We start from the raw sequence: 26960 nt of genomic DNA, 5'->3' as shown, positions 1-26960 counted from the left end.
GTACGGGGTGAGTCCTCCGCCTTGCGATCGCACGCACCAGACGCCGCGAGCCCCGCCCTCCGGGCGGACGACCCCACTTCGCGGACACGCCCTAGGGGGTGTCCTTGACGTGCGCGGCGATGATCCGCGCACAGTCCAGGGACTCCGCGTGGGTGGTGTCGACCTCCACGTCGTAGACCACACCCCGGTGGACCACCTCCGCCTGCGACGCGGCCATGCCCGGGGCCCGGTCCCCGCGGGCCACCCCGCGCCCCTCGGCGACGGCGGTCTCGCACCTGACACCGACCCACAGCACGTCCAGTCCGCCCAGCGCCTTCCGCCACCGCTCCTGGGACTCCGGTCCGCCGAGGAAGACGTCGTCCACGATGACCCCGGCACCTGCCCGTGCCATCGCGGCGACCCCCTCCTTCCAGGCGGCCTCCAGCCTCAGGAACTCCGCTCCGACGTGCACCCCGCCGTCCGCGGCGAACTCGATGCCCGCGTCGGTGGACCGGAGGGACGCGGGCATGGCGTCGACCAGCGAGTCGATCGCGGCGGCGAGCCACGGGTCGGGCAGCACCGCCTGAAGACACCGTACGATCCCGGACTTGCCCGCGCTGGATCCACCGTTCAACACGATCACCTGAGTTGTCACCGGGTCACGGTAGAGGCAACCACCGCGGCACCCGAAGCGATTTTCGGCCGGACCTCCCCGGGCCTCGCCGGACCTCCCCGGTCCTGCGTACCCGCGCGGCTGTCGCGCCGACGCGGGGCCGTGGTGTGATGGCTCCGTGAGCCGCGCCACCGAAGAGACCAACCGCCGCATGCTCCGGGCGCGGGACGCGATGGACCTCGCGTACGCGCGACCGCTGGACGTGCCGGCCCTGGCACGGATCGCCCTGGTGTCGGAGGCACACTTCGCCCGTACCTTCCGGGCCACCTTCGGCGAAACGCCGCACCGCTACCTCCAGCGCCGCCGGGTCGAGCGCGCGATGTTCCTGCTGCGGGACACCGACCGCAGTGTGACCGACATCTGCTTCCAGGTGGGCTTCAGTAGTCCGGGCACCTTCAGCCGTACGTTCCGCGACATCGTGGGCCGGCCTCCGAGGACGTACCGCAAGGAAGCGAGGGACGCGGCCGCGGGCGCGGGGGTGCCCACGTGTTTCACGATGGCGTGGACCCGGCCGCGCGCCTGACGGCCCGCACTGCCCGTGGCATCCGGCGGCCCGTGGCCTCCGGCGAACGAGCAGTTTTGGATAAGTTTCCGTCCGGCCCGGCCGGTAGCGTGACGCACATGTTCAACGCCATCACACACTCACAGATCTACGTCCTCGACCAGGACGAGGCCCTCGACTTCTACGTCGGCAAGCTCGGCCTGGAGGTCAACGCCGACATCGACATGGGCTTCATGCGCTGGCTGACCGTCAACGTTCCCGGGCACCCCGACCGCCAGATCCTGCTGGAGAAGCCGGGTCCCCCGGCGATGTCCGAGGAGACGGCGGTGCAGGTCCGCGAACTGCTGACCAAGGGCGCCGTCGGCGGGCACCTCATCTTCAGCACCGGCGACTGCCGCAAGACGTACGAGACGCTGGTCGGCCTGGGCGTCGAGTTCACCGAGGAGCCGACCGAGCGCCCGTACGGAATCGACTGCGGTCTCCGCGACCCCTTCGGCAATCACATCCGCTTCACGGAGCCGAAGGCCTGAGGTCCTGGCCGCCGGCCGTACACGACCCTGCGCTGTTCCGCCCGCTCCGGCCGCCGCCTAACGTGTCCGGGACGACAAGCCCGAGCCTTGGGGGACAGCGATGGCGGATCAACAGGTCTACGCCCCGGTGCCGGTGACCGGGTGAGTGACATCCGCACCGCCTCCGGTGGGGCCGCCGCCCCGCTGGTGCTGCGCCAGGGGCGGCTCGGCTCCGGCGGACCGGTCGGCGACCTCGTGGTGGCCGGCGGCCGGATCACCGCCATCGGTACCGACACCACTCCGCCTCCCGGCGCCGAGATCGTGGACGCCAGGGGCCTCACCGTGCTCCCCGGCTTCTGGGACGCGCACGTGCACAGCGTCCAGTGGGCCAGCGCGCGCCGCCGCGTCGACCTGTCCGGGGCGGACTCCGCGCGCGCGGCGGCGGACCTCATGGCCGCCGCCGCCCGCGACGGGCGCCACGCACCGGACGAACCCCTCATCGGGTTCGCCTTCCGCGACGGGTTGTGGCCCGACGCACCGGATCCCGCGCTGCTCGCGTGGTCCGAGGACACCGGGCACGCCGTGGCGCTGGTCAGCAACGACCTGCACACGGCGTGGTTCGGCCGGGCCGCCCTGGTCCGCATCGGCCGGGCCGGCCACCCGACCGGCGTGCTGCGCGAACAGGCGTGCCTCGACGGGGTCGCCCGCCTCGCCCAGGCGGAACCCGAGGTGGTCGACCGCTGGGTTCAGGACGCGGTACGCGCCGCCGCGGCCCGGGGCGTCGTCGGCGTCCTGGACTTCGAGTACGCCGACAACATCGCGGACTGGACCCGCCGCGCCTCCGCCGCGCCCCTGGACGTCCGGGTGCGCTGCTCGGTCTATCCGAGCCATCTGGAGCGGGCGATCGAGGAGGGCCGTCGTACCGGCGACGTGCTGCCGGGCACCGGCGGGCTGGCGCGGGTCGGTCCGCTCAAGCTCTTCGTGGACGGCTCGCTCAACACGCGGACCGCGCTGTGCGCCGATCCGTATCCCGGCCCCGTTCTGCCCGGGGAACGGCACGGCATCCTCCAGACCCCTCCGGAGGAGTTGGCGCGGCTCATGGCGCGCGCGGCCGCGCACGGCATCCACTCCGCGGTGCACGCGATCGGCGACCGGGCCAACACCCTCGCCCTGGACGCGTTCGAGGCGGTCGGCTGCCCGGGCCGGATCGAACACGCCCAGCTGATCGACCGGTCCGACCTGCCCCGCTTCGCCGCGCCCGGCCTGGTGCTGGGCATCCAGCCGGCCCACGCCCCGGACGACCGGGACATCGCCGACCACCACTGGGCGGGGCGGACCGACCGGTCCTATGCGTACGCCGAGTTGCTCCGCGCGGGGGCAACTCTGGAGCTCGGCTCGGACGCACCGGTCTCCCCGCTGGATCCGTGGCACGGCATCGCGGCCGCCGTGCACCGCTCGGGTCCTGACGGGCGCGATCCGTGGCACCCCGAGCAGGCGATCGGCCTGGACGACGCGCTCGCGGCGGCCTCCGGCGGGCGGCGCGGACTGCGGGTCGGAAACCCCGCCGACCTGGTGCTCACCGCGGACGACCCGGCGCGCCTGCCCGCGCGCGAGCTGCGGGAGATGCCGGTCTCCGGCACGCTCCTGGCCGGCCGGTGGACGTACCGGACGGGGTGACGAACCCCCCGCCCGACGGGAATCCCCGCGCCCACGGCGGGGTTGTCGCCGACCGGACGGATTCGGCAGCGGTCTCCGGGGCCCTGCGGGACGATCCGTCGTGAGAGAGGGAGAGCGGGATGACCAACTCGACCCACGTCGTCGTTCTGAGCGGTGAAGGACAGCACTCCGATCCATGGCACCCGCTCCAAGAGACGAGCGCCGCGCTGGCCGGGGTACTGGGCGAGGAGAACGAGGTCACCGTCGTAACCTCGCTCGACGACCTCGGCGCCCGGATCGGGAGCGCCGACGTGCTGGCCGTGAACGCGAGCGCCGACCGCGCTGAGCCGGTCCCTGACGACACCGCGTTTGGACGCCTTCTCGACGGTTTCCTCGGGCGCGGCGGCGGGCTGCTCGCCATGCACAGCTCCGCAGTGGCCTTTCCGGGACTGCCGGCCTGGCGGTCCGCTCTCGGCGGGACCTGGAAGCCGGGAACGAGTTTCCATCCCCCGATCGGCCGGACCCTGATCCGGAAGAGCGCCCTCCCCCACCCCCTCACCGAGGGCCTGGACGAGTTCTGGATCTTCGACGAGCGCTACACCGACCTGGACTTTGAACCGGACGTCAGGCTCTCCCCTCTCTACACGCATACGGAGAACGGCGCGACGCACCGCCTCGTGTGGACCCGCACGGTCGGGGAGAGCCGCGTGCTGTACGACGCCCTGGGCCACGACGTCAGGTCGTTCGAGGCCCCGGAACACGTCGAACTGCTCCGCCGCGCCGTGCGATGGCTCAGCCCGCGCCGGTCGTAGGAAAGAGGAAACACACGGGCGGCCTTCGCCGGCGCACCGGATTCACGGGGTGCCGGCGAAGTCCACGTCCTTGGCCACCACCGTCCCGGCCGTCCGCCCCGGCGCCGTCTGGAACCCCCAGTACAGGTTCGTGTGCGCGATCACCTGGTCCGGCGGCGGCGCGCCCCACTGCGACTTGTCCCCCGCGGTGTGGGCGTCGCCGACCAGCGCCGTGTCGTACCCCCGGGTCAACGCGCCGTGGAGGGTCGAGCGGACACACGCGTCGGTCTCCGCGCCGACCACCACCAGGCGCCCCACCGCGAGGTCCGACAGCACGGTCTCCAGGGTGGTGTCCTCGAAGGAGTCGCCGTACCGCTTCTCGACCCGTGGCTCGGCGTCATCCGGCGTCAGCTCGGCGACGATCCGCCAGTCGTCGCTTCCGTGTTCGAGCTCCTCGTCGGAATGCTGGACCCAGACCACGGGCACCCGCTCCCGCCGTGCCCTCTCGACCAGACCGCCGATGGTGGCCACGACCGCGTCCCGCTCGTGCGCCCCCTCGACCACGCCTTTCTGCACGTCGACCACGAGCAGTGCGGTGTTCGGCCGGTTCTCAAGCGTCGTCATGACTCTCCTCGCTCGCGCTGGACTGATCCACGAATCCACCGTAGACCCGACCACTGACAACGGACCTTGCTCAGGTGCGCGTGACGGTGAAGCGGGCGTGCAGTTCGCGCGTGTGATCCACGTGTCTCGGACCGCCCGTCAGTGTCACCACGGCCGTGAACCTGATGTCGGTGCTGGACGCCGCCAGCCGCAGTTCCAGCCGCCCCGGCTCCACCACCCGGCGTCCGTCCCTGCCGGTGAAGGACGCCAGGTCCGCGGGCACCGTCACGACGACCCGCGCCGACTCGCCCGGGTCGAGTGCGACCCGTACGTATCCGATCAGCCGCTGGACCGGCTGGACGACCGAGGCCACCGGGTCCCGCAGGTACAGCTGGACCACTTCGTCGCCCGCCCGGCCGCCGATGTTGCGGACGGTGAGGGCCAGGGTGACCGCGCCGTCGGTGGGTACAGCGGGGGTACGGTCACCGTCCCCACCGGTGTCGAGGTCCGACCAGGCGAACGTGGTGTACGTCAGACCGTGCCCGAATCCGAAGGCCGGAGTGGGGTCGATGCTGGAGACCTCGCTGGCCATGGCCAGCGGGGCGGCCAGATACGTGGAGGGCTGGGCGCCCGCCAGCCGCGGAACGCTCACGGGCAGCCGCCCGGAGGGGTTGATCCGCCCGCTGAGCACACCCGCCACCGCCGCCGTGCCCTCCTGGCCGGGGAAGAACGCCTGCACGACCGCCGCCGCCTCGTGGGCCGCCCGGCCCAGGGCGTACGGCCGGCCGGCCAGCAGGGTCAGCACCACCGGGGTCCCGGTGTCGAGGAGGGCGTCGAGGAGCTGTTGTTGTACGCCGGGCAGGGCGAGGCTCTCCGCGTCGCAGCCCTCTCCGCTGGTGCCGCGGCCGAACAGGCCGGCCCGGTCCCCGAGCGCGGCGACGACCACGTCCGCGTCACGGGCCGCCGCGACGGCCTGGTCGAATCCGCCGGTGTCCAGGGTGTCGACGTCCGCCCCGGCCACGGTGGTGATCTCGCTGCCGGGGAATTCGGCGGCCAACGCCTCCCGGAGGGTGGGCAGTTCGATCCCCGTGGGCGTGCCGGGGTGCTGGGCCCCGACGTGCACGGGGAAGGAGTAGCAGCCCAGGACGGCCGTCGGGGTGTCGGCCTGCGGTCCGACCAGGGCGATCCTGGCGGGGCGGCCGAGCGGAAGCGTGCCCCGGTTGCTGAGCAGGATGACGGCCCGCTCGGCCAACCGGCGGGAGATGTCCCGGTGTTCGGTACGGTCCAGGCTCACGGTCCCGCGCAGGTGTTCGGTGTCGCCGAATAGCCCCGGATCGACGGCGGCGAGGGCCGGGGGCACCGGGCTCCAGGCCGGGTCGAGGAGGCCCAGCGCCTCCTTCTGGGCCAGGACCCGGCGTACCGCGCGGTCGACCACGGCTTCCGGCACCCGCCCCGACGCCACCAGGTCGCGCAGCGGTGCGCCGAACGTCTTCACGGTGGGCAGTTCGACGTCGACCCCGGCGGTCAGCGCGGCGGCGGCGGCCTCGCCCCAGTCGGCCGCGACGCCGTGCAGGGACGCGAGGAAGGCGATGCCGAAGTAGTCGGCCACGACCGTTCCTGTGAAGCCCCAGGTGTCGCGGAGGAGTCCGGTCAGCAGGTCCGCGTCGGCCGCGCAGGGCACGCCGTCGGTGTCGGTGTACGCGTGCATGACGGACCGTACGCCGCTCTCCCGTACCGCCATCTCGAAGGGCGGGAGCATGACGTCGGCGCGTTCCCTGGGCCCCATGCCCACGGGGGCCAGGTTGCGCCCGCCGCGCGAGGCCGAGTACCCGACGAAGTGTTTGAGGGTGGCCACGACCCCCGCGGCCTCCAGCCCCTTGATGTAGGCGACGGCCGTGGTGCCGACGAGGTAGGGGTCCTCGCCGATGGTCTCCTCGACCCGGCCCCAGCGGGCGTCCCGTACGACGTCGAGTACGGGGGCGAGCCCCTGGTGCACGCCCACCGACCGCATGTCGTGCCCGATGGCGCGGGCCATCTCCCCGACCAGGGCGGGGTCGAAGGCGGCTCCCCAGGAAAGGGGGACCGGGTAGGTGGTGGCGCCCCAGGCGGAGAACCCGGCGAGGCATTCGTCGTGGGCCATGGCGGGGATGCCGAAGCGGTTCGCGGCCACGACGCGTTCCTGCGTACGCATGAGCGACAGGGCACCCAGGGCGGGATCGACCGGGACGGTGCCGAAGGGCCGGGTCAACTGGCCCAGTCCGTACGGCAGTAGCGTGTCGAGCGTCGGGGGTTCGTCCATGTCGTGCTGGTGGGGCGCCACTTCGGCGCCGTCGTTGGAGGCGCCGGCCCACAGGCCGTAGAGCTGGGCGAGCTTCTCCTCCAGGGTCATGGCGGCGATCAGTTCCTCGACGCGTGACGGTCCCGGAGACGCGTCGGACGCGCCGACTCGCGGGAGGGGAACGGGATTTGTACTGTCGGAGCGGGTGTCGGTGGTCACGTTGGGGATCACTTTCCTCCGACGCCCATGAGCCCCTGGACCAGGGCGCGGCGGGCGAACAGGTAGACGAGCAGGACCGGAACGGTGGAGAGGACCACGGCGGCCAGCAGGCCGGGGATGTCGATGCCGTGCTGGGTCTGGAAGTTGTACAGCCCGAGGGTGAGCACCTTGGTGTTCTCGGACTGGGTGAGGACCAGGGGGAAGAGGAAGCCGTTCCAGGCCTGGAGGGCGGAGAAGACCACGATGGTCGACAGTCCGCCCTTGGACAGGGGGACGACGAGCTGGAAGAACACCCGGCGGGTGTCGGCGCCGTCGATGGCCATGGCCTCGAAGAGTTCGTCGGTGATGTCGCGCATGGTGCCGGTGAGGATGAGCGCGCAGACGGGCAGGCAGAACGCGGCCGTCGGCAGGATGACACCGATGAGGTTGTCGTAGAGGCCGGCTTTGCTGATGACGTAGAACATCGGGACGATCACCGCCTGCGCGGGGATGGCGAGCCCGAGGAGGAAGAGGCGGAAGACACGCGGTCCCGACCGGCCGCGGTGGCGGACGATCGAGAAGGCCAGCGGGGGCACGAGGAGGAGCACGATGACCACCACGCTGGTGGTCACGATGACGGTGTTGAGGAAGTAGCGGCCGAAGCCGTTGGAGAAGTCCTGCGTGTAGTTGGACAGACTGAAGCCGCGCGGGAAGGACAGGGGGCCGCCCGCCGTGTACTCCGCGCGGGACTGGACGGTGGCGCCGAGGAGCACGTACAGCGGCAGTCCGACCAGGCAGAGCCACAGCAACGCACCGGCGCCCGCGAGGTAGTTGGGGGTGCGCCTCATGAGAGTCCGTCCTTTGTGCCGGCCATCTTGTCGTAGCCGGAGACACGCACCACGACCAGCGAGATGAGGGTCGCCACGATCACGAGCAGCAGCGCGATCGCGGCGCCCGCCCCGAAGTCGAAGCCCTTGAAGGCCTTTTGGTACATGTAGAAGGCCGTGATGGTGGTGTCGGTGCCCGGTCCGCCCTGGGTGAGGATCAGGACGGTGTCGAAGGTGGTGAGACCGCCGACGACCATGAGGATCACCGACGTGATGATGGCGTTGCGCAGTTGCGGCAGGGTGATGTGGAAGAACTGGCGTACGGTCCCCGCCCCGTCGATGGCGGCGGCCTGGTAGAGGACCGCCGGTATCGCCCGCGTGGCCCCCTGGTAGATCAGTGCGTGGAGCGGGGTGAACTGCCAGGTGCTGACGAGGACGAGGACGCCGATCGCCCCGGTCCGTGATCCGAGGAGGTTGCCGTCGCCGAAGAGCCAGCGGGCCTGGGCGGGGACGCCGAAGTTGGGGTCGAGCAGGGCGCGCCACAGGACGGACACCGCGGTGGCGGACAGCAGGAGCGGGACGAAGAAGACGGCGGACAGGACGGCGCGGTTGCGCTGGGGCCCGGCCGCCCAGACGCCGAGCAGGATGCTCAGGGGTGTCTGGACCGCCACGCCCAGCGCGGTGAGCAGGAGGCTGAGCCAGAGACTCTTGATCATGACCGGGTCGTGGAACAGCTTGGTCCAGTTGTCGAGGCCCGCGAACGTGGGCGAGCCCAGACCGCTCCAGCTGGTGAAGGAGAGCACCGCGACGAGGACGAGCGGCACGAGGGCGAACAGGACGAAGAACAGGGTGGCGGGCAGGGCCCAGCCGATGCCGGGGCGGGCGACGCCGGGCGGGCGCCCTCCCCGGCCGGGCAGGGCCCGGGCGCGGGGCACCCGGGAGGAGGTGGTTGCGGTCATGATCGGGTCAGCCCTCTACGCGGTGGTCAGGGCCTGCATGGCCTTGATGAAGCCGTCGGCGTCGAGGCCGCCGTTGAAGAACCCCTGGACGGCCTGGTAGATGGGGGTCATGTTCTCGGGGGCGTACGCCTGGTCCCAGGAGAGCTGGAACGACGGGGCCTTGCTGACCAGGTCGAGCTGGTACTTGAGGTAGTCGGGGTTGGCGGCGCCGGCGAGGTGCTTCTCCGTGTTGGTCGTGGTGGGGAGGTTCCCGATGGAGAGCTGCGAGGTGACGAACGCGTCGGAGTACATCAGTTTGAGGAACTTCGCGATGGCGTCGGCGTGCTTGGTCTTCTTGGTGACGGAGTAGAAGTTGTTGGTGTTGCCGACGATGCCGGCCGCGTCGCCCTTGCCGCCCTCGACCGTGGGGAAGGTTCCGTAGCCGAGGTCCTTCTTCGCGAAGTCGGGGCTGGCGTCCTGCTGGGTCGAGTACTCCCAGGAGCCCATCAGCTCGAACCCGGCCTTGCCACTGGCGAGCAGGGCGGCGGAACCGCCGTCGGTGAACTTCACCGAGTCGTAGTTGGTCCCGAAGGCCTTGGCGTCGATCAGCTCCTTGAGCATGCTCAGCGCCTTCCTGCTGTCGGGGCTGTCCCAGGCGTCCTTGTCGCCGGCCAGGGCCTTCTCGAAGAGTCCGGGCCCCGCGACCCGGTCGTACAGGTACTCGAACCACATCAGGGTGGGCCACCGGTCGCCGCCGCCCAGCGCGATCGGGGTGACGCCCTTCTCCTTGAGCCTGTCCACCGCCGTGAGCAGGTCGGCCCAGGTCGCGGGGGGCTGGACGCCCGCGTCCGCGAGCACCGCCCGGTTGCTGAAGAGCAGGACGGGCTGGGTGCCGCGCATGGGCACGCCGTACGCCTTGCCGTCCACGACCGCCGTGTTGAAGACCGAGGGCAGGAAGTTCGCCTTGAGGCCGGGGTCCTTCTTGATCAGGTCGTCGAGCGGCAGCAGAAGACCGGCCTTGACGAAGGGCTGGATGCTTCCCCCGCCCCAGTTGAAGAAGACGTCGGGGGCCTGCGGGGTGTTGATGACCGTCTGGAGCTTCTGCTGGTAGTCGGCGCCGGGGACGGTGTCGAGGACGGCCTTGACGTCGGAGGTCTTGTTGAAGGTCGCGACGATCTCCTTCTCCACCTTGTTCGCCGCGTCGCCGTAGACGAGTACGTGGAACTCCTGGGCCCCGCCGGCGCTGCCGCCGTCACCGCAGGCCGTCAGGGACAGACCCATCGCGAGGGCCGCGCCGCTCGCCACGCACCGGGCGAGTCGTATGCGTATCTTCATCGAATGACCTCTCGAAAGTATCGGCCGCATTGCCGAAAGTCTCTTGGCGGGCGACCGTAGAACGCCCGCAGGGAGCGGTCAACAGCGCGGTCGGTGCGCTACCAAACCGTTACCAAGCCGCGGTGCCCTATCATTCGGCCATGCGTGAAGACAGGAGTGCAGGCCGAGTCACCCTCGCCCAGGTGGCTTCGCAAGCCGGGGTTTCCCTTTCGACAGTTTCGAAGGTCCTCAACGGACGCGCGGACGTCGCGGCTCCGACGCGGGTCAGGATCGAGGGACTGCTCGACGCACACGGGTACCGGCGCTCGGCCCCCACACCGCCGGAGGCACCCCTGCTGGAGATCGTCTTCCACGAGCTGGACAGCGCGTGGTCCATGGAGCTGATCAGGGGCGTGCAGAACGTGGCCAAGGCCACCGGGATGAGCGTGGTGCTCACCGAGACCGGCACCCGGCACTCCCCCGGGGCCGACTGGGTCGAAGGGGTGCTGCGCCGCCGGCCGCTCGGGGTGGTGCTGGTCTTCTCCACGCTCCCCGACGAGCTGAAGAAGAAGCTGTGGTCCCGGGCGATCCCGTTCGTCATCATCGATCCGGCCGGTGACCCCGAGCCGGACGTGCCGTCGGTGGGCTCGGCGAACTGGGCGGGCGGGCTGGCCGCGACCCGCCATCTCATCGAGCTGGGCCATCACCGGATCGCCGTCATCACCGGCCCCGAGGACATGATCTGCTCACTCGCGCGCCTAGACGGTTTCCGTTCCGCCCTGGGCATGGCGGGGCTGGAGGCGGATCCCGCGCTCATCCGGTTCGGCGACTTCCACGTGGGCTCCGGTCACACCCACGCGATGGATCTGCTGAGCCGTCCCGACCGCCCGACCGCGATCTTCGCCGGCAGCGATCTCCAGGCCCTCGGTGTGCTGGAGGCGGCCCGGGTCCTCGGTCTCCAGGTGCCGGAGGACCTGTCCGTCGTGGGGTACGACGACATCCCGCCCGCCCAGTGGTCGAGCCCCGCGCTGACGACCGTCCACCAGCCCCTCGTGGAGATGGCCGAGGAGGCGGCGCGCATGCTGCTGCGGCTGCGGGACACGGATCAGACGGACGCGCGCATCGAACTGGGGACCAGACTGGTCGTCAGGAACAGCACGGCGGCCGTCCGCCCGGAACCTTCCCCGGGGGTGTCCGCGTAACGGTCCGGCACGGCCGCGAGGCGATCACCGGGACGGTTGGACCTCCCCGTGGCCGGCGAGCACTTCACTGATCACGTGCTGCCCGATGGCATGCATCACCGGATCCCTGTGCCGGTAGTACGAGACCTCCATCAGCGCGATCGACAGCGCCCAGCCGCGACCGCGCGACCAGGCCGCGTCGTCCGCCTCCACGGCGGCACGGAAGACGTCTCGCGCCGCGCCGCCCAGCAGGTACCAGGCCGGGATCAGGTCGACGGCGGGATCGCCCAGGCCCACGCAGCCGAAGTCGATGACGGCGCTGAGGCGTCCCTGGGCCGTCAGGACGTTCCCGGGCTGGAGGTCCGCGTGGATCCAGACGGCCGGGTCACGCCACTCGGGTGCCCGCAGGGCCGCCTCCCAGACGGCGGTCGCCGCCCGCGCGTCGATGACGCCGTGCAGCTCGCCGATCGCGGCGCGGGTCGCGGAGTCCCGCGCGGCCAGGTGCTCGCCGCGGTGGGAGGGCGGGCCGTCGGTGGGGTCGATCCGCCGCAGGGCGCGGACGAACTCCGCCAGGTCCCGCGCGAACGGGCCGGCCCGGTCGACGCCGCCGGCGGTCGGGGTCTCCCCCTCCAGCCACCGGTAGACGGACCAGGGCCACGGGTAGTCCCCCGCCGGCCTCCCTCTCCCGAGGGGTACGGGTACGGCGAACGGGACCGAGGGGGCGATCCGCGGCAGGCACCGGTGCTCCCTGTCCACGTCGGCGGCGGCCGCCTCGCGACGGGGAAGGCGCACCACCATGTCGGCGCCCAGCCGGTACATGGCGTTGGACGTCCCGTTGTCCACCCGTACGACCGGCAGGTCCGCCCAGCGCGGGAACTGCGCGGCGAGCAGGCGTCGTACGAGAGGCGCGTCGATGTCCGGCTCGTCGGCGTGCAGCTTGGCGACGTGCGGTGTGTCGGCGTCCATGAAGCCTCCTCGGCTAGGGTGCGCTCACCCGCGTGGGTCGGGGCCCGTCCTGCGCCGGGTCCGTACGCCGAATCTGCCATGCCGTCGGTCGGTTGACGGTCGGCAGCACCACAAAAAACCACGACATGCGGCGGTTCTCCGCTCGGTGGCGAGTGGTCGCCACGCGCGATTCCGGAAAATGCCCGCCGGGTAGCCAATCTCCGCCGAAAGCATCTCGAAAGGGAGAATCGTGAAAGCACTACGTGTCGTATCCGTGCTCGCCGCCGCCGCGGCCTCGCTGGCGGCCCTCACCGTCCCGGTCTCCGCCGCCGACGCGGAGCCGGCCTCCGCGACGCACTGCCTGCTGGTCCTGGACCAACTCCGCCCGGGGGAGGAGTCGTCCACGCCCCGTTCGCACACCTGCTTCACCGGCCCGCAGGCCGAGCGGCGAGCGGTCGCCGCGGCGCCCGCCGCCTCCGTCAAGCTGATGACCTGGGCGACGGACGCCAACTACGGCGGCGAGTACACCCATGTCTACGGCGGCGCGGCGTGTGACAGCGCGGGGTACTCGTTCTCCCCCAACTCCTGGTGGTCGAGCCGCCTGTCCTCCTATCTCGTGGACGGCGGCTGCAACAAGTCCTTCGCCCGGGGCGACCGGGGCAACGCCAGCTTCACCGGTGACGTGCCCTGGGTGGGTGCGACGCTCAACGACGACATCGACTACATCAAGATCTGGCGCGGCTGACCCGCGAGGCCCCCGCCCGCCGGCCCACCGACGACGGCGCCGGCGCCGGCGCCGTCGTCGGTGGGCCCCGGGGGCCCGCACACCCGTCTTGTCCCCGTCACCGTTCCTCGGGCGGCCCCGTCTCCAGCAACCGGCCCTCGCCGAGCCGCAGCCAGCGATTCACCCCGATCTCCGCGAGGAACCGCTCGTCGTGGCTCACGACGACGAACGCGCCCTCGTACGCGTGGAGCGCCCCCTCCAACTGCCCGACGCTGACGAGGTCGAGGTTGTTGGTCGGCTCGTCCAACAGCAGGAGTCGCGGGGCCGGTTCGGCGTACAGGACGCATGCCAGCGTGGCGCGCAGCCGCTCGCCACCCGAGAGTGCGACCACCGGGAGGTGGATGCGGGGGCCCCGGAACAGGAAGCGGGCCAGGAGGTTCATCCGCTCCGCCTCGGGCATCGCGGGGGCGAACGCGGCCAGGTTCTCGGCCACGGTGCGGTCGGGGTCCAGCAGGTCCAGGCGCTGGGACAGGTACGCGACCCGGCCGTCGGCCCGCCGGGTGCCGCCGCCCGCCACCGCCGGGTCGTCCGCCGGACCGTCGCCCGCCGGTTCACCGTTGATCAGGCGCAACAGGGTCGATTTTCCGGCGCCGTTGGGGCCGGTGAGAGCGATCCGCTCGGGGCCCCGGATCGCCAGGTCGACGCCCGGCGCGGAGAACAGGTCCCGGTCTCCGTGGCGTACCCGCAGCCGCTCGCCGTGGAAGACCGTACGCCCGGCGGGGACGTTCGTACCGGGCAGGTCCAGCGCGATGGCCTGTTCGTCACGCAGTGCGCGGCCCGCCGCGTCGAGGCGGGCCCGGGCGTCGCCGACCCGGGCGGCGTGTGTTTCGTTCGACTTCCCGGCAGATTCCTGGGCGTTGCGTTTCATCGTCCCGGCGAAGATCTTCGGCAGGCCGGCGCTCTTGAGGGTGCGGGCGGCGTTGCCCGCCCGGCGCTCGGCCCGTTCGCGGGCCTGCTGCATCTCGCGCTTCTCCCGCTTGACGTCCTGTTCCGCACTGCGGATGTTCTTCTCGGCGACCTCGCGCGCGGTGCGTACGGCTCGCTCGTACGCGGTGAAGTTCCCGCCGTGGAACCGGACTTCGCCCCCGTCGAGTTCGGCGATACGGTCCACCCGGTCGAGCAATGCCCGGTCGTGGCTGACCACCAGCAGGCAGCCGGTCCAGTCCTCCAGCACGTCGTAGAGCCTGCGGCGGGCGTCCAGGTCGAGGTTGTTGGTCGGTTCGTCGAGCAGGAGGACGTCGGGCCGCCCGAGCAGTTGCGCCGCCAGCCCGAGGGAGACGACCTGCCCGCCGCTGAGCGTGCGCAGGTGCCGGGTGAGGGCGATGCCACCGAGACCGAGCCGGTCGAGCTGGGCACGGGTGCGCTCCTCGATGTCCCAGTCGTTGCCGATGGTGGTGAAGTGCTCCTCGCGCGCGTCCCCCGACTCGATGGCGTCGAGTGCGCGGATCACCGGCGCGACGCCCAGGACGTCGGCCACGGTCAGGCCGCCGGCGAGCGGCAGGCTCTGCGGGAGGTGGCCGAGCACGCCGTCGACGGAGACGGAACCGCCGCTGGGCCGGTACTCGCCGGCGATCAGTTTGAGCAGGGTGCTCTTCCCGGCGCCGTTCGGCGCGACGAGGCCGGTGCGGCCGCCTCCCACGCTGAAGGAGAGGTCCCGGAAGACGGGGGTGTCGTCGGGCCAGGAGAAGGAGAGGTTCGAGCAGATGATGAACGCGTCGGACATGCGGAAGCCCTCATGGGTGACGCGGGCGGGTCGGGACCGCCCGACAGGGAGACAGGGAAGGGGGGACGACAAAGCGGCCACGGTGGCGGCGCTCGGTGCGCGGCTGCCGGTGGCCTCTCACTTCCGGGATTCACCCGGAGATGTCGTCGTCACCCGCCATGTCTGCTCTCCCTGGTCCGATCACTCGGATCGCTCGGATCCGTACCAGATTAACAAGGGCGATCTTCCGTTTTCAATGAATTGAAGGCCGTCCGCGCGGGCCGCGCCGCCGCCCTCCGGCCCGCACCCCACCGCTTCAACCGGTGTCGATCCGGAATCAGGAGGTAGCCTCGCACCATGGCGGCGGAACAGGTGGGAGACAGGGTGGGGAGCGCGGCAGGCGGCACGGGCGGTACGGCGGGGGGCGCGGCGGCCACCGACGCGCCACCCGCGTTCGTGTTCGTCGGCGGGCGGCCGTGCCTGGACTTCGTGGCGACCCTCGGACGGCGCGGCAGCCTGGACCTGGAGCGGCTGCCCGACCCGGAGTCCCTGGTGCGGTGGTTCTCGGAGTCCGGGCTCACCCCGCCCGGCTCGCCCGGTGCGGCGGGAACGCCACCGCCGACGACGGTACGGGTGACGGACGCGGACCTGGAACGGGCCCGTGGCCTGCGCGAGTCGGCGTACCGGCTCATCCGCGCCGTACCGGAGGAGCGCACACCGGCCCCGGCGGACGTGGCGCTCGTGAACGCCTTCGCCGCCGCGCCCGATCTCGTACCGCGGCTGACCTGGACACCGCCCGGCGGACCCGCGGCGGCCACGGGGTGGACCGGCGGGGACGTCGTGGGGGCCGCCCTGTCCACCGTCGCACGCGACACGGTCACCCTGCTGGGCAGCCCGCTCCTGGCACGGGTCAAGCAGTGTGAGAATCCCGTCTGCACCCTGCTCTTCCTGGACGATTCCCAGGCTCGGCGCCGCCGTTGGTGTTCCATGGAGCGCTGCGGGAATCTCGCCAAGGTGGCGGGCTACCGCTCGCGTTCCGCTCGGCGTACCTGACCTCCGGCCTTCCGTCCGCGTGCGGCGACGACCGCCCCCCGTACGATGATCACTCTTGTACGGTGAGCAGCACCTTGCCGCGGATGGAGCGGTCCTCCAGGTGGGCGTGCGCCTTCCCGGCGTCGGCGAGGTCGTAGGTAGCGTCGACGGGCACGCTGAACCGCCCCTGGGCGAGGCCCGCGAGCAGGTCGCGCAGATCAGGGCGGGGGTCGTAGCCGCCCTCCCTGAGGGCGGTGATCTGGAAGCCGAAGATACGGGCGTTCTTCGGGTAGAAGTCGCGGGTGTCGATGGTGCTCGGTTCGAGGGCCACGTTGGCCATGGCGATCACCCGCCCCGCGTTGCCGACGGCCAGCAGGCTCTCGCCGAAGGTGGCGCCGCCGACCGTGTCCAGGACGACGTCGGCGCCCTTGCCCCCGGTCAGGTCCAGCACGTGCTGGACCCGTTCGGCGGAGGACGGGCCCCGCGAGTCCAGGACGTGGTGCGCCCCGAGGGACTCGACCCACTCCCGCTTCTCGGGGGATCCGGCCGTGGCGATCACCGTCGCTCCCGCGTCCACGGCGATCTGTACGGCCGCGCTGCCGACACCGCTCGCGGCCGCGTGGACGAGGACGGTCTCACCGGCGTCCAGGCGGGCCAGCGTTCGCAGGGTGTACCAGGCGGACAGCCACGCGGTGGGCAGGGCGGCGGCGCTGAGGCTGTCGACCTCGTCCGGAACGAGCACGGTCTGCGCGACCGGAACGGCGACCCGCTCGGCGTAGAAACCCGGTTCGTTGGTCGCCCCGAAGGCCAGGACGCGCCGGCCGACGGCCACTTCGGTGACGTCGTCGGCGACCGCCACGACGATTCCGGCGCCTTCGAGACCCAGGCGCAGCGGGGGCCGGCCGGCGCGGTGGTACTTCCCGGCGCGCGCGAGCGCGTCGGCCCGGTTGACGCCGGCGGCTTCGACCGCGATGACGATCTCTCCCCGGCCCGGGGCCGGGTCGGGGAGTTCGGCGAGTTCCAGCCGCTCCGGACCACCGAACTCTCGTACTACGACTCCGCGCATCGGCTGCTCGCTCTCTCGCTCATGGTGCCTGACACGATCATCGACGACAGCGACACTACCTGAACAGGTGTCGCCCTGTCTCGGACGCGTCGGCCGGCTCGGCCTCGGGCATCACGCGGCGGGCAGTGAGCAGGGAACAGTGGGTAGCGCGGGGGCAGTCAGCTCGTGCCGGCCGGTGGGTCGGCCAGGTCCCCCGTGAGGAGTCCCGTCGCCTGGCCGACCTCGATGAGATAACCGTCCGGATCGCGGAGGTAGCAGCGCAGTTCCGCTTTCCTGTCGATGGGCGGGGTGAGGAACTCCGCCCCTTTGGCACCCCACTCGCGGTAGCAGCGGTCGATGTCCGCCACGCGGAGGTTGAGGAAGCTGGAGACCGTGTTCGGGTCCTCGGGCACGCGCAGGGTGACGTCGGGCTTGTCAGGTGTGGGCCCACCGCCGGGGTTCATGATGATCCAGCCGTTGGCGAGGCGCACGATGCACGGGTTCTCCGCCAGCACCACGGTGCCGCCCAGGACGTCCGTGTAGAAGGCCCGGGAGCGCGCCACGTCCCCGACGGTGAGGAAATGGGTCAGGTAGAGGCCCGTGTCCGGGGCGGGAAGATCGGCGGGCTGCGGCTGCATGATGGCACCCCCTGTACTCAGGTGGCGAACGTCCATGACACGTCGCCCGGCGTCTCGCCGGGCCACAAGCTCACTCCCTCAGTGTCGCACCGTGGCCAGGGGTGTCTTGCCGGACGGTGTCTTGCCGGACCGTTCCGCCGGCTCCCCCGGCCGCTCACCCGAACGCCGCGACGTTCCGTACCGCCCACTCGGCGAAGCCGCGGGGCGCCCGGCCCAGGACCCGTTCGACGTCGGGGCTGATCCGTCGCTCGGCGGGGTGGGGCGCGCCGAGGATGTCGAGTGTCGTCTCGACCAGGGGCTCGGGCATGAACGCCAACATCTGCGCGCGGGCCTCCTCGCGGGTCTGCTCGACGAACCGGATCGGCTCGCCCAGCGCCTCCCCGATGGCATGGGCCCGCCGGCGGGGCGAGTTGAGCGCGGGCCCGGTCAACTCGTACACCTGCCCCGCGTGTTCGTCGGAGCGCAGAGCCGCCGCGGCGACCTCCGCGATGTCGGCCGGGTCGACGGTCGGCAGGCCGACATCCCCGAACGGCGCCGCGACGGTCCTGCGGGTACGGATACCCTCGGCCCAGCCGTACGCGTTGGAGTGGAAGCCGGTCGGCCGCAGGATCGTCCAGTCCGTGCCCGACCGCCGGACCGCCTCCTCGAAGGACCGTCCCGTACGCCCGTGGGACTCGGACGCGGGCCGGGTCGCGACGGCCTGCGAGGACAGCAGTACGATCCGGCCCACTCCCCCGGCCTTCGCGACGTCGACGAGGTCCCGCGGGCTCAGCAGGTACGCACCGGGGCCGCCGTCGTGCAGGAACAGGGCGTCAGCGCCGTCGACAGCGGGCCGAAGGGTCTCCGGGTCGGCCAGGTCCGCCTTCCGGTGCCGTACCCCCTCCGGCAGGGGTTCGCCCGGCAGGTTCCGGGACACGGCCGTCACCTTCTCGCCGGCCGCCGCGAGTGCCTGGACGAGGGGGCGTCCGACGTTGCCGGTCGCTCCGGTTACCACGATCATGTTCAGCTCCATGGGTCTCTGCGCGTCTCCGCGCGTGCGTTTCCGCGGGGGGTCTCTGTCCGGCCCGCCCGGTCATGCCCCTCATCCTGGAAGCTGAACTGGCCACCTCCTGGCCACTTTCCGGAAGAGAATGGCCCGCGTGAGAGCGGACAGGCTGGTGGCGACGCTGCTGTTCCTTCAGGCGTCGGGACGGGCGACCGTCGCGGAGGTGGCCGCGGAACTGGAAGTGTCGGAACGTACGGCGCGGCGCGACCTGGAGGCGCTGGCGACGGCCGGCGTTCCCGTCTACTCGCGGCGCGGCCGGGGCGGCGGCTGGGCGCTGGTCGGCGGCGCGCGGACGAATCTCAGCGGGCTGACCGCCGACGAGATCCGGGCGCTGTTCCTCCTGACGGGACCCTCGTCGGCCACCCCTGAACTGCGCACCGCCCTGCGCAAGTTGGTGCAGGCCCTGCCGGCGCCCTTCCGGCGCGACGCCGAGGCCGCGTCGCGCGCGAGTGTCACCGACGGGACGGACTGGTCGCGTACCACTGTCACGGCGGGAGGTCCGCACCTCGACGTGCTCAGGAACGCGGTGGTGGACGGGGTACGGGTACGGCTCGGGTACGCCGGACCCGGCAGGCCCGCCGGAGAGCGGACGGTCGATCCGCTGGGGCTCGCGTCCAAGGCCGGGGTCGAGTACCTGGTCGCGGGCACCGTCCGGGGCCTGCGGACCTTCCGGCTCAGCCGTGTCACGTCCGTCGCCGCGACGGGCGATCCCGTCGTCCGGCCGGCCGGCTTCGATCTCGCCACGGCGTGGCGCTCCCTCGCCGCGCGGATGGAGGACCGGATGCACGCCGTGACCGTACGGGCCCGGGCCGAGGCGGACGCCGGGCCGCTGTTGGAACGGCTGTTCGGCGACCGGCTGCGGGTGGGCGCGCCCCTTGCCGAGGGGTGGGTGGGGGTGGAGATCGACGGGCCGTCGGCGGAGGTGGTCGCGGCGCAACTCGCCGGGCTCGGGGCACGCGTCGAGGTGCTGGCCCCGCCCGAGGCCAGGGAGCGGCTGGCAGCCCTGGCGGCGGAACTCGCGGCCGTCTACGGGCGACCGGCGGCAACGGACGACGAGAGCAACGCCCCTGCGCGGCAACGGCCCACCGCTGCCGCCGACTCACCCGCAGCCGCCGCGTCGGTCGAGTGAACGGCGGCGGCCGGGAGCGGTGCCGTACGGACGGAGAGTGCGACGACCGCCGACTCACGACGGCGAGGGGCCGGGCGGCGGAGGAACTGCCATCGGCCACCTGACCGGTACGGCCACCCGCCACGGGAGAACGCCGCACGCGCCGCTCGACAGCGCGCCCCGGAAGCGCGATGGCGGGGTGCGACGGGCGGGGACGGATCTCCGTCTACGCGTCGAAGGCATACACGCGCACGGGATCGAGGTGCAGCTCGTACGGGCCCATGCAGTCGGCCACAAGGGTCGCGACGAGCGTCCCGCAGCTGCGCCATAGTGCGTCCCCCCGTGCCCAGCGGGCCGCAGCGCCCCCGTGCTCATCGCGCTCCCTCGCCTCCCGCAGGCCGGGCCCGTCGTCCGGGTGCACGATCGCCGTGTTCCGCGGTCCGGCGAAGACCATCCCCGTCATGCCCGGCGGCAGAGGCAGGGCCCGGCCGCCGGACGCGGTCTCCTCGCCGCTCCCGGCGGGTTCGTACGGCGCAGCCCAAGGCTTCGGGTCGAAATGGCGTACCGGCCACGCGGCACCGTCGAGGGCGCCGGCCACGTCCTCCTGTCGCGATCCCGCTCCCGCAGGAGCCTGCCAAGGACTGCGGGCAGTGCATCCAGCTCCGTGGCAAGCTCCGCTCCGCACTTCGCGCAGGAGAAGACCATGGCGGCCGTTATGTCCGGCCGGGGCCTGATGAGGCCGGGATGCGTGGCCACGGCACCTATTTTGGCCCCCGCGCCGGGTATGAAACGCTGAATGAAATGCCGCAAAAGCGACAGACGCGCGTCGATGGGATGCAGGTAATGGCAGATCTCGGCGGGATGGCCCCCGGGAGTGGGCGGGGAGCGGGCGGCCCGGAGGTCGGGCCGTTCGTGGTGGTCGGTGTGATCCGGGCGGACGGGACCGTCGCCGGGTGGACCAGGGCCGCCGAGGACATGGTCGGCCGCCCGGCCGGTGACGTCGTGGGACGGCCGGCCGGGCGCCTGCTGATGTCCGCCGGTGACGCGCCCGCTGCGGAGACCTGGTCGGCGCGCGCCCGGGACGGGGAGCCGTGGACCGGGATGATCGAGGTCCGTCACGGCGAGGGCCACGGGGTCAGGATGATCTGCCACGCGTCCCCCATGTCCGCGGAGAACGGCGGGACCGACTGGTTCCTGTCGGCCGCCGAGCTGTCCGGGACCCCTTCCTCCCCCGCCGCCGAGGCCGCGACGCAGGCCGCCCTCCTCGCCCGCGCGCCGATCGGCCTGTCGTTCTGGGACCTCGATCTGCGGTGTGTCTGGCTGAACGGTACGGCGGAGCGGCAGGACGGCGCCCCGCGCCGGCAGCGGATGGGACGGCGCGTCACCGAGACACACCCCGGCAGCGAGGCGGAGGCGGTCGAAGCGGCGATGGTACGTGTCCTCGACAGCGGCGCCCCGGTGGTCGACCACGCCTACCAGTGGATCGCGCCGGGCCGGCCGGAGCAGCGGGCCTACTCCTGCTCCTACTTCCGGCTCGACGGGGAGGACGGCCGGCCCCTGGGCGTGTGCGCCATGTCCGTGGACATCAGCGGCAGTGGGGCGAGAGAGCGGCTCGCCGTCCTCAGCGAGGCCGGCACCCGCATCGGCACGACACTCGACGTGATCAACACCGCGCAGGAGCTGGCCGACGTCTCCGTGCCGCTCCTCGCCGACTACGTCACCGTCGACCTCGCCGACTCCGTACCCCTCGGCAACGAACCCCTCGGCAGGCTCGCGGCCACCGCGCAGAGCATTCCCGTCTTCCGGCGGGCGGGTGTGGCCTCCATCCATTCCGCGCTGCCCGAGTCCCTGTGGCCGGTGGGGGAAGCGGTGTTCGTCCCTCCGTCCTCACCGTTCACCAACGTGCTGGCGTCCAGGACGTCCCACTTCGAACCGGTACTGGACACCTCCCCCGGCACCTGGCTCGACCACGACCCGGACCGCGCGCGGGCCATCGCGGCGACCGGCATGCACTCCCTGATCATCGTCCCGCTCCAGGCACGCGGGACGGTGCTGGGCGTCGCCGTCTTCGTCCGTACGGAGAACCTCGCCCCGTTCACCAGGGACGATCTCCTCCTGGCCGAGGATCTCGGCGCCCGCGCCTCGCTCAGCCTGGACAACGCGCGCCGCTACACCCGGGAACGGACGGCCGCGCTCGCGCTGCAACGCAGCCTGCTCCCCCACTACCTCTCGGGCGGCAGCGCCGTCGAGATCGCGTCCCGCTACCTGCCCACCGACATGCGCGAGGGAGTGGGCGGGGACTGGTTCGACGTGATCCCCCTGCCGGGCGCCCGGGTCGCCCTGGTGGTCGGTGACGTCGTCGGGCACGGCCTCGCCGCCGCCGCGACGATGGGCCAACTCCGCACGGCCGTACGGACGCTGGCGGACATGGACCTGCCGCCCGACGAACTGCTCGCCCATCTGGACGAGTTGGTCGTCCACCTGACCGAAGGAGACGCCGGGAACCAGAACTTCACCGCCCCGGTCATGGGCGGTACGTGCGTGTACGCCGTCTACGACCCCGTCGGCCGGTGTTGCACCGTGGCGCGGGCCGGGCACCCGCCGCCCGCGATCGTGAGCCCGGACGGCCGGGTCACGTTCCCCGACCTGCCCCCGGGAACACCGATCGGCCTCGGTCTGGCGCCCTTCGAGTCCGTCGAGCTGGCACTGGAGCCCGGGAGTGTGATCGCCCTCTACTCCGACGGGCTCGTGGAGAGCCGGGAGGCAGACATCGACACCGGGCTGGAACGGTTGGGGGCAGCCCTGTCCCGGACCGGGACGTCGCTGGAGGATCTCTGCGCCGAGGTGGTCGCCACCATGACGGCACACACCCCCCGGGTCGCCGACGCGGCTCTAGACGGTGCCGCTTCCGGCGGCCCGGCTTCAGGCCCCGCTTCAGCACGTGCGCTGACAACGGCGCCCTCGGAGGACGACGTGGCCCTCCTGCTGGCCCGTACCCGCGCACTCGGCCCCGACCAGGTCGCCTCGTGCGACCTGCGCCGTGACCCCACCACCGTCGCCGAGGCGCGCTCCTACGCTGCGGGCCGACTCGCGGCGTGGGGTCTGGACCACCTGGTCGGTACGGTGGAACTCATCGTGAGCGAGCTGGTGACCAACGCCCTGCGGCACGGCGCGGGGCCCGTGCGGCTCCGCCTGATCCGGCACAGCTCGCTGGTGTGCGAGGTCTCCGACGCCGACAACAGCACGCCCCGCCTGCGCCGCCCGCGGGCGCTCGGCGAGGGCGGCTGGGGGCTGCTGGTCGTCTCCTCGCTGGCCGACCGCTGGGGCAGCCGCCTCACGCCCGACGGAAAGATCGTCTGGGCGGAGCTGGAGCTGCCGCCCGGCTCCTGAGAGCGGACAAGGGAGTACGGGACACGGGGGGGGAGACGCGGCGGCCACAACGCGGAAGTCAGCCCGACCGCCCCGCCAGGTCCTCCAGAAGCGCCACCGCCTCGGCGGCTCTCTCATACGGGACGAACAAGTGGTCGTGATGGAAACCGGCGACGACATTGCAGCTGACGCCCGCCGAGGCAAGCTCCTGGGCGACCGCGGCCGTCAGGCCGACCGCCTCCAGGGCCGAGTGCACGCGCAGGGTGATCCACCCCGCTACGTAGTCGTACGGAAGTCCCGCCGCGTCCGCCTCCTCCAGGCGGGCCACCAGCGTCAGCCCCTCCCGTTCGGCGACCGTCACCACCGGCGTCACGCCGGCGGGGATCCCGGCCGGGCCGTCGGCCCCGGCGGGGCCCCCGACAGTCGTGAAGACGTAGCGTCCGGGGTTCAGTTCGGGGCGCATACCGCTCAGCAGGACCCGCAGATCCTTCTCACCGCTCATGATCACCACCCTAGGCACGCGCCGGGGCCGGGACCGGCACCGGGTCTCGCCGGAAGCGTCGTCGACTGTATACACTCGCGATCAGGATCCGCGTCCACGACCCAACGGAATGCTCTTTCTCGGAGGCGACATGGAAGACCTGGACCCCGGCGTCGTACTGGGAATGGCGGCCCAGGCCCCCGACGGCATCGTGATCATCGACCGTGAGGGTCTGATCCGGTACTGGAACCGGGGCGCCGAGCGGATCTTCGGGTACGCGGCCGCCGAGGTCGACGGCCGCAGCCTGGACGTGATCATCCCCGAGAAGCACCGGCAACGCCATTGGGACGGCTTTGTGGCCGCGATGGCCTCCGGGACCAGCAAGTACGGGGACGACGACCTCCTCGCCGTACCCGCCCTGACCGCCGACGGCAGCACGGTGTCGATCGAGTTCAGCGTGGTGCTGCTGACCGACGCCGACGGGACCGCCGGCCATGTCGGAGCCGTCATCCGCGATGTCACGGCCCGTCGGGCGCAGGAGAAGGAGACGCGTCGGCGGCTCCTCGCGGCCACGCCGACGACAGAGACCGCGACCCCCGCGCCCTGACCGGGTCGGACCGCCGGCCGAGCGGCCGAGCGGCCGAGGGACCGTTACGCACCCCCGACCCACCGCGCCGTGGCGCGCGGCAGTGAGAACGCCGCCAGGAACGCGAGCGCCAGCAACAGCCCGCCGATCAGCAGCGGCACCGCGTCATCGGTGTGCAACACCGCGGCCGCGCCGATCAGAGCACCCAGGAACAGGGACACCGCCGACAGGGAGCGCCTGCCGATCCTGCCGCCGGCACCGCCCGCCGGCCGGCTGTCCGCGGCCATCCCGGTGAGCGTGAGGGTGAGGACCGTGGTGGTCAGGTCGGGGACCGCCAGCGCCCGCGCGACCGCGTTCTGCACCCCCATCGCCACGCCGAGGAGCACGATCAGCGCGTAGCGGGCGCCGCCCGAGGACGGGGAGTCGGCCAACTCGGCGGTGAGATAGGAGGCCAGGACGAGTACGGCCTCCGTGCCGAGTGCCCCGTACAGCATCTTCCCGCGGTGCCGACGGACCTGGTGGACGAGCCGCCCGCCGGCCAGCGCGCCGAGCAGGAACGCGCCCAGGGCGGTGGCGGAGGCGGCGACGGAGAATCCGGACGCGCCGAGGACGGCGAAGGCCATGAAGACGACGTTGCCCGTCATGTTCGCCACGAAGACGTGGCCGAGGACGAGGTAACTGAACGCGTCGACCAGGCCGGTGACGACCGTGAGCCCCACCAGCATCGGAGGCAGCGGGCCGTGCTTGACGTCACGCCCCGGCACCAGGGTCGACCACGCGTCCCGCAGGATGACCGGCACCAGCACGCTCCCTCGATCGCGGGTGGCGGCCGGGGAGCCGCCAGGGGAAGTCTGGGAAGTTCGTGACGGTCTGTCCAGTACGTAAGCCCCGTTTGTAGGACTTCTTTGAGGAAATCCGGCGGTCTGCCGAACACAGAAACGTGATCCTTTCCTCCTCGGAACCATTCCGCGAGTTCCTCGCGTCCGTCCGCGTACGGCACCGGCGCGGCCGTGCCCCCCGCCTCCGGATCTGGGCCGCCGCCACGACGGCCGCCCTGGTCGTCCTGGTCCCCGGCTCCGCGGGCCCCGTGGTGGCCGGCCCGGTGCGCGCCGCCGCGGCCCCGGCAGCGCGGGCCGCCGCGACCATCACCCTGGACGGCAACCGCCTGACGGTCCCCCAGATGAGAGCGGTGCTGCGCGGGACGGCCGGAGCGGTGCGGCTGTCGGACGCGGCGGCCGGCCGGATGCGCGACGCCCGGGCGGGCGCGCTCGACGCCCTCAAGGCCGGTCAGCGCGTCTACGGCTGGAACCAGGCCCTCGGCCCGCTCAAGGACCATCCGCTGTCGGACGAGGAGCAGCGCGACTTCCAGCGCCGTATCCTCCACTCCCACGCGGCGGGCACGGGCAGTGAGCTGTCCGCAGGCGTGGCCCGCCTCGCGCTGGTGCTGCGGGCGAACGCCATGGCCCGCGCGCACATGGGCGTCCGCCCCGAGATGGTGCGGCGCATGCTGGCCCTGGTGAACGCGGGGGTGACCCCGGTCATGCCGTCCGTCGGGTCGCTCGGCACCGGCGACCTCCAGCCGATGGCGGCGGCCGGGCTGGTGCTGACCGGGGAGGGGGCGACGGCCCGGCTGCGCGGCGGCCAGGAGAAGCCGGCGGGCGACGTCCTCGCCGAGGCGGGGCTGCCGCGTACGTTCGAGCTGGAGGCGGGCGAGGCGCTGCCGCTGATCAGCGGCAGCGGGGTGCTGACGGCCCGGTACGTGGCGGCCACGTACCGGGCGGAGTCCTTCCTCGACCAGTTCCTGGGGGCGTTCGCCCTGTTCCTGGAGGCCACCCGGGCGGAGGCGGGTTCCCTGGACGCGCGGACCCACGCGGAGCGGCGGATCCCCGCCGAGGAGCGGGAGGCCGCCAAGCTGCGGGCCCTGACGGCGGACAGCGAGTGGATGACGGAGAGGGGCAGGAAGCAGTTCGGGGAGACGTCGGCCCGGGTGCAGGACGCGGTCTCCGTACGGGCAGCCCCGCACATCGCCGCGACGCTCCGCCAGACGCTCGACGAGGCGGACACGATCATCACGCGCGAGGCCAACGCGTCCACATCGAACCCCCTCCTGTTCCGCAGCGACGGCGGCGGGTACGAGTTCGTGATGGGCGGGAACTGGGACGGCGCGCAGATCGGGCACGCGATCGACACCCTCAACGCGCAGGTCACAGATGTGTCGGTGCTCAGCCATGAACTGTCCGGACGGCTGATCGCCTCGAAGTGGAGTTACGGCCTGCCGGACAACCTGGCGGCGCCGCCGGTCGGTCTCAACTCGGGGATGGTGCAGGTCCAGACGGTGGGCGCGGCGCTGATCCCGGAGATGCAGACGCGGGCGATGCCGGCCGGGGTGCTGTCGCGGCCGGAGAAGTTCGGGCAGGAGGACCACAACACGATGGCGATGGCGTCGGTGCGCAACCTGGACGACAACCTCGTCCGGGCGGAGACGGTCCTGGCCGTGCAATTCCTGCTGGCCGCCCAGGGAATCGATCTGGCGCGCCCCTCGATGGGACCGCTGCACCCGGCCAAGGCGACCGACGCGCTCCACCAGCGCTTCCGGCAGGCCGTGGAGGTGCTGGGCGAGGACCGGTGGATGACACCGGACGTGCGGAAGGCCAACGCCCTGGTCGGTGCGGGCGCGCTGCGTCCCGACGGGATCTGACGGGATCTGACGGGATCTGACGGGACCCACCGCGCATGTGACGGCGGGGCGCCGGCCGCCGGCGCCCTCGCTTCACCC

General features: G+C 72.2%; 25 protein-coding genes. 11 read left to right on the top strand and 14 right to left on the bottom strand.

All coding sequences use genetic code 11. The features are described 5' to 3' along the window. Positions 1-91: 91 nt before the first annotated feature. A complete protein-coding gene (cpt, locus tag ACIODU_RS30575) occupies positions 92-634 on the bottom strand; it encodes a chloramphenicol phosphotransferase CPT (protein ID WP_401771755.1) in 543 nt (180 codons plus the stop codon). A gap of 136 nt (positions 635-770) precedes the next feature. On the opposite strand from cpt, the gene ACIODU_RS30570 reads away from it, so the two are divergent. The 4 genes from ACIODU_RS30570 (at position 771) to ACIODU_RS30555 (ending at position 4131) form a co-directional block, all read left to right on the top strand. Next, positions 771-1175 (top strand): helix-turn-helix domain-containing protein, encoded by a 405-nt coding sequence (locus tag ACIODU_RS30570; protein ID WP_401771753.1) that lies wholly within the window; start codon positions 771-773, stop codon positions 1173-1175. Between the two features lie 98 nt (positions 1176-1273). After that, complete coding sequence (locus ACIODU_RS30565; RefSeq protein WP_356429096.1) at positions 1274-1684, top strand: VOC family protein; 411 nt, start codon at positions 1274-1276, stop codon at positions 1682-1684. Between the two features lie 141 nt (positions 1685-1825). Continuing rightward, positions 1826-3340 (top strand): amidohydrolase, encoded by a 1515-nt coding sequence (locus ACIODU_RS30560; RefSeq protein ID WP_401771751.1) that lies wholly within the window; start codon positions 1826-1828, stop codon positions 3338-3340. Between the two features lie 119 nt (positions 3341-3459). Further along, a complete protein-coding gene (locus tag ACIODU_RS30555) occupies positions 3460-4131 on the top strand; it encodes a ThuA domain-containing protein (protein ID WP_401771749.1) in 672 nt (223 codons plus the stop codon). Positions 4132-4173: 42 nt separating this feature from the next. Here ACIODU_RS30555 and ACIODU_RS30550 read toward each other — a convergent pair whose 3' ends face one another. From ACIODU_RS30550 to ACIODU_RS30530, 5 genes are all read right to left on the bottom strand, one after another. After that, complete coding sequence (locus tag ACIODU_RS30550; RefSeq protein ID WP_401771746.1) at positions 4174-4734, bottom strand: isochorismatase family protein; 561 nt, start codon at positions 4732-4734, stop codon at positions 4174-4176. Between the two features lie 70 nt (positions 4735-4804). Then, positions 4805-7102: a beta-glucosidase gene (locus tag ACIODU_RS30545; RefSeq protein ID WP_401771761.1), complete on the bottom strand. Its 2298-nt coding sequence runs from the start codon at positions 7100-7102 to the stop codon at positions 4805-4807. Between the two features lie 116 nt (positions 7103-7218). After that, the gene (locus ACIODU_RS30540) at positions 7219-8037 is read right to left on the bottom strand and encodes a carbohydrate ABC transporter permease (protein WP_401771744.1); all 819 of its coding nucleotides are present in this window, start codon (positions 8035-8037) and stop codon (positions 7219-7221) included. Next, positions 8034-8975, bottom strand: coding sequence for a carbohydrate ABC transporter permease (locus ACIODU_RS30535; protein ID WP_401771741.1), 942 nt, complete (start codon positions 8973-8975; stop codon positions 8034-8036). The genes ACIODU_RS30540 and ACIODU_RS30535 overlap by 4 nt, the downstream gene beginning before the upstream one ends. A 15-nt stretch (positions 8976-8990) precedes the next feature. Then, a complete protein-coding gene (locus ACIODU_RS30530; protein WP_401771739.1) occupies positions 8991-10289 on the bottom strand; it encodes an ABC transporter substrate-binding protein in 1299 nt (432 codons plus the stop codon). Between the two features lie 140 nt (positions 10290-10429). Here ACIODU_RS30530 and ACIODU_RS30525 point away from each other — a divergent pair, with 140 nt between their 5' ends. Next, the gene (locus tag ACIODU_RS30525) at positions 10430-11470 is read left to right on the top strand and encodes a LacI family DNA-binding transcriptional regulator (protein WP_401771736.1); all 1041 of its coding nucleotides are present in this window, start codon (positions 10430-10432) and stop codon (positions 11468-11470) included. Positions 11471-11494: 24 nt separating this feature from the next. Here ACIODU_RS30525 and ACIODU_RS30520 read toward each other — a convergent pair whose 3' ends face one another. Further along, positions 11495-12415 (bottom strand): aminoglycoside phosphotransferase family protein, encoded by a 921-nt coding sequence (locus tag ACIODU_RS30520; protein ID WP_401771734.1) that lies wholly within the window; start codon positions 12413-12415, stop codon positions 11495-11497. A 229-nt stretch (positions 12416-12644) separates the two neighbouring features. Here ACIODU_RS30520 and ACIODU_RS30515 point away from each other — a divergent pair, with 229 nt between their 5' ends. Beyond that, positions 12645-13139 (top strand): hypothetical protein, encoded by a 495-nt coding sequence (locus ACIODU_RS30515; protein WP_356429120.1) that lies wholly within the window; start codon positions 12645-12647, stop codon positions 13137-13139. Positions 13140-13236: 97 nt separating this feature from the next. On the opposite strand, the gene ACIODU_RS30510 is transcribed toward ACIODU_RS30515, so the two are convergent. Beyond that, positions 13237-14901: an ABC-F family ATP-binding cassette domain-containing protein gene (locus ACIODU_RS30510; RefSeq protein ID WP_401771732.1), complete on the bottom strand. Its 1665-nt coding sequence runs from the start codon at positions 14899-14901 to the stop codon at positions 13237-13239. 336 nt (positions 14902-15237) lie between these two features. Between ACIODU_RS30510 and ACIODU_RS30505 the strand changes: the two genes are divergently transcribed. Further along, positions 15238-15933 (top strand): CGNR zinc finger domain-containing protein, encoded by a 696-nt coding sequence (locus ACIODU_RS30505; RefSeq protein WP_401771729.1) that lies wholly within the window; start codon positions 15238-15240, stop codon positions 15931-15933. A 49-nt stretch (positions 15934-15982) separates the two neighbouring features. Here ACIODU_RS30505 and ACIODU_RS30500 read toward each other — a convergent pair whose 3' ends face one another. The 3 genes from ACIODU_RS30500 to ACIODU_RS30490 all read right to left on the bottom strand — a co-directional run bounded on the left by ACIODU_RS30500 (position 15983) and on the right by ACIODU_RS30490 (position 18595). Further along, entirely contained in the window at positions 15983-16978 is a 996-nt protein-coding gene (locus tag ACIODU_RS30500; protein WP_401771727.1) for a zinc-binding alcohol dehydrogenase family protein, read from the bottom strand. Between the two features lie 158 nt (positions 16979-17136). Next, a complete protein-coding gene (locus tag ACIODU_RS30495) occupies positions 17137-17595 on the bottom strand; it encodes a VOC family protein (RefSeq protein ID WP_356429132.1) in 459 nt (152 codons plus the stop codon). A gap of 154 nt (positions 17596-17749) precedes the next feature. Then, a complete protein-coding gene (locus ACIODU_RS30490) occupies positions 17750-18595 on the bottom strand; it encodes an NAD(P)H-binding protein (protein WP_401771724.1) in 846 nt (281 codons plus the stop codon). A 130-nt stretch (positions 18596-18725) separates the two neighbouring features. Here ACIODU_RS30490 and ACIODU_RS30485 point away from each other — a divergent pair, with 130 nt between their 5' ends. Next, positions 18726-19769, top strand: coding sequence for a helix-turn-helix transcriptional regulator (locus ACIODU_RS30485; RefSeq protein ID WP_401771721.1), 1044 nt, complete (start codon positions 18726-18728; stop codon positions 19767-19769). 205 nt (positions 19770-19974) lie between these two features. On the opposite strand, the gene ACIODU_RS30480 is transcribed toward ACIODU_RS30485, so the two are convergent. Continuing rightward, positions 19975-20346 carry a hypothetical protein gene (locus ACIODU_RS30480; protein WP_401771719.1) on the bottom strand — a complete coding sequence of 124 codons (372 nt, stop codon included), beginning with the start codon at positions 20344-20346 and terminating at the stop codon, positions 19975-19977. A gap of 245 nt (positions 20347-20591) precedes the next feature. Here ACIODU_RS30480 and ACIODU_RS30475 point away from each other — a divergent pair, with 245 nt between their 5' ends. After that, positions 20592-23138: a SpoIIE family protein phosphatase gene (locus ACIODU_RS30475; protein WP_401771716.1), complete on the top strand. Its 2547-nt coding sequence runs from the start codon at positions 20592-20594 to the stop codon at positions 23136-23138. A 58-nt stretch (positions 23139-23196) separates the two neighbouring features. Here ACIODU_RS30475 and ACIODU_RS30470 read toward each other — a convergent pair whose 3' ends face one another. Then, a complete protein-coding gene (locus tag ACIODU_RS30470) occupies positions 23197-23619 on the bottom strand; it encodes an ACT domain-containing protein (RefSeq protein ID WP_401771714.1) in 423 nt (140 codons plus the stop codon). A 130-nt stretch (positions 23620-23749) separates the two neighbouring features. Here ACIODU_RS30470 and ACIODU_RS30465 point away from each other — a divergent pair, with 130 nt between their 5' ends. Beyond that, the gene (locus ACIODU_RS30465) at positions 23750-24205 is read left to right on the top strand and encodes a PAS domain-containing protein (RefSeq protein ID WP_401771711.1); all 456 of its coding nucleotides are present in this window, start codon (positions 23750-23752) and stop codon (positions 24203-24205) included. A 44-nt stretch (positions 24206-24249) separates the two neighbouring features. Here ACIODU_RS30465 and ACIODU_RS30460 read toward each other — a convergent pair whose 3' ends face one another. After that, positions 24250-24984, bottom strand: a complete 735-nt coding sequence (locus ACIODU_RS30460; protein WP_401771708.1) for a YoaK family protein — start codon at positions 24982-24984, stop codon at positions 24250-24252. Between the two features lie 140 nt (positions 24985-25124). Here ACIODU_RS30460 and hutH point away from each other — a divergent pair, with 140 nt between their 5' ends. Further along, positions 25125-26882 (top strand): histidine ammonia-lyase, encoded by a 1758-nt coding sequence (hutH, locus tag ACIODU_RS30455; protein ID WP_401771706.1) that lies wholly within the window; start codon positions 25125-25127, stop codon positions 26880-26882. The last annotated feature ends 78 nt before the right edge of the window (positions 26883-26960 follow it).

The sequence above is a fragment of the Streptomyces sp. NPDC088261 genome, from assembly GCF_044740805.1.
GTDB lineage: Bacteria > Actinomycetota > Actinomycetes > Streptomycetales > Streptomycetaceae > Streptomyces.
The sequence above is the reverse complement of the archived record's forward strand: the minus strand, read 5'-3'. Positions and strand labels throughout refer to the sequence as shown.

Bases quoted from the DNA above. Each gene is read 5' to 3' on its own strand.
- ACIODU_RS30565 (WP_356429096.1), top strand. From the start codon at position 1,274: ATGTTCAACGCCATCACACACTCACAGATCTACGTCCTCGACCAGGAC.
- ACIODU_RS30555 (WP_401771749.1), top strand. From the start codon at position 3,460: ATGACCAACTCGACCCACGTCGTCGTTCTGAGCGGTGAAGGACAGCAC.
- ACIODU_RS30550 (WP_401771746.1), bottom strand. From the start codon at position 4,734: ATGACGACGCTTGAGAACCGGCCGAACACCGCACTGCTCGTGGTCGAC.
- ACIODU_RS30545 (WP_401771761.1), bottom strand. From the start codon at position 7,102: ATGACCCTGGAGGAGAAGCTCGCCCAGCTCTACGGCCTGTGGGCCGGC.
- ACIODU_RS30540 (WP_401771744.1), bottom strand. From the start codon at position 8,037: ATGAGGCGCACCCCCAACTACCTCGCGGGCGCCGGTGCGTTGCTGTGG.
- ACIODU_RS30535 (WP_401771741.1), bottom strand. From the start codon at position 8,975: ATGACCGCAACCACCTCCTCCCGGGTGCCCCGCGCCCGGGCCCTGCCC.
- ACIODU_RS30530 (WP_401771739.1), bottom strand. From the start codon at position 10,289: ATGAAGATACGCATACGACTCGCCCGGTGCGTGGCGAGCGGCGCGGCC.
- ACIODU_RS30525 (WP_401771736.1), top strand. From the start codon at position 10,430: ATGCGTGAAGACAGGAGTGCAGGCCGAGTCACCCTCGCCCAGGTGGCT.
- ACIODU_RS30520 (WP_401771734.1), bottom strand. From the start codon at position 12,415: ATGGACGCCGACACACCGCACGTCGCCAAGCTGCACGCCGACGAGCCG.
- ACIODU_RS30510 (WP_401771732.1), bottom strand. From the start codon at position 14,901: ATGTCCGACGCGTTCATCATCTGCTCGAACCTCTCCTTCTCCTGGCCC.
- ACIODU_RS30505 (WP_401771729.1), top strand. From the start codon at position 15,238: ATGGCGGCGGAACAGGTGGGAGACAGGGTGGGGAGCGCGGCAGGCGGC.
- ACIODU_RS30500 (WP_401771727.1), bottom strand. From the start codon at position 16,978: ATGCGCGGAGTCGTAGTACGAGAGTTCGGTGGTCCGGAGCGGCTGGAA.
- ACIODU_RS30495 (WP_356429132.1), bottom strand. From the start codon at position 17,595: ATGCAGCCGCAGCCCGCCGATCTTCCCGCCCCGGACACGGGCCTCTAC.
- ACIODU_RS30490 (WP_401771724.1), bottom strand. From the start codon at position 18,595: ATGATCGTGGTAACCGGAGCGACCGGCAACGTCGGACGCCCCCTCGTC.
- ACIODU_RS30485 (WP_401771721.1), top strand. From the start codon at position 18,726: ATGGCCCGCGTGAGAGCGGACAGGCTGGTGGCGACGCTGCTGTTCCTT.
- ACIODU_RS30475 (WP_401771716.1), top strand. From the start codon at position 20,592: ATGGCAGATCTCGGCGGGATGGCCCCCGGGAGTGGGCGGGGAGCGGGC.
- ACIODU_RS30470 (WP_401771714.1), bottom strand. From the start codon at position 23,619: ATGAGCGGTGAGAAGGATCTGCGGGTCCTGCTGAGCGGTATGCGCCCC.
- ACIODU_RS30465 (WP_401771711.1), top strand. From the start codon at position 23,750: ATGGAAGACCTGGACCCCGGCGTCGTACTGGGAATGGCGGCCCAGGCC.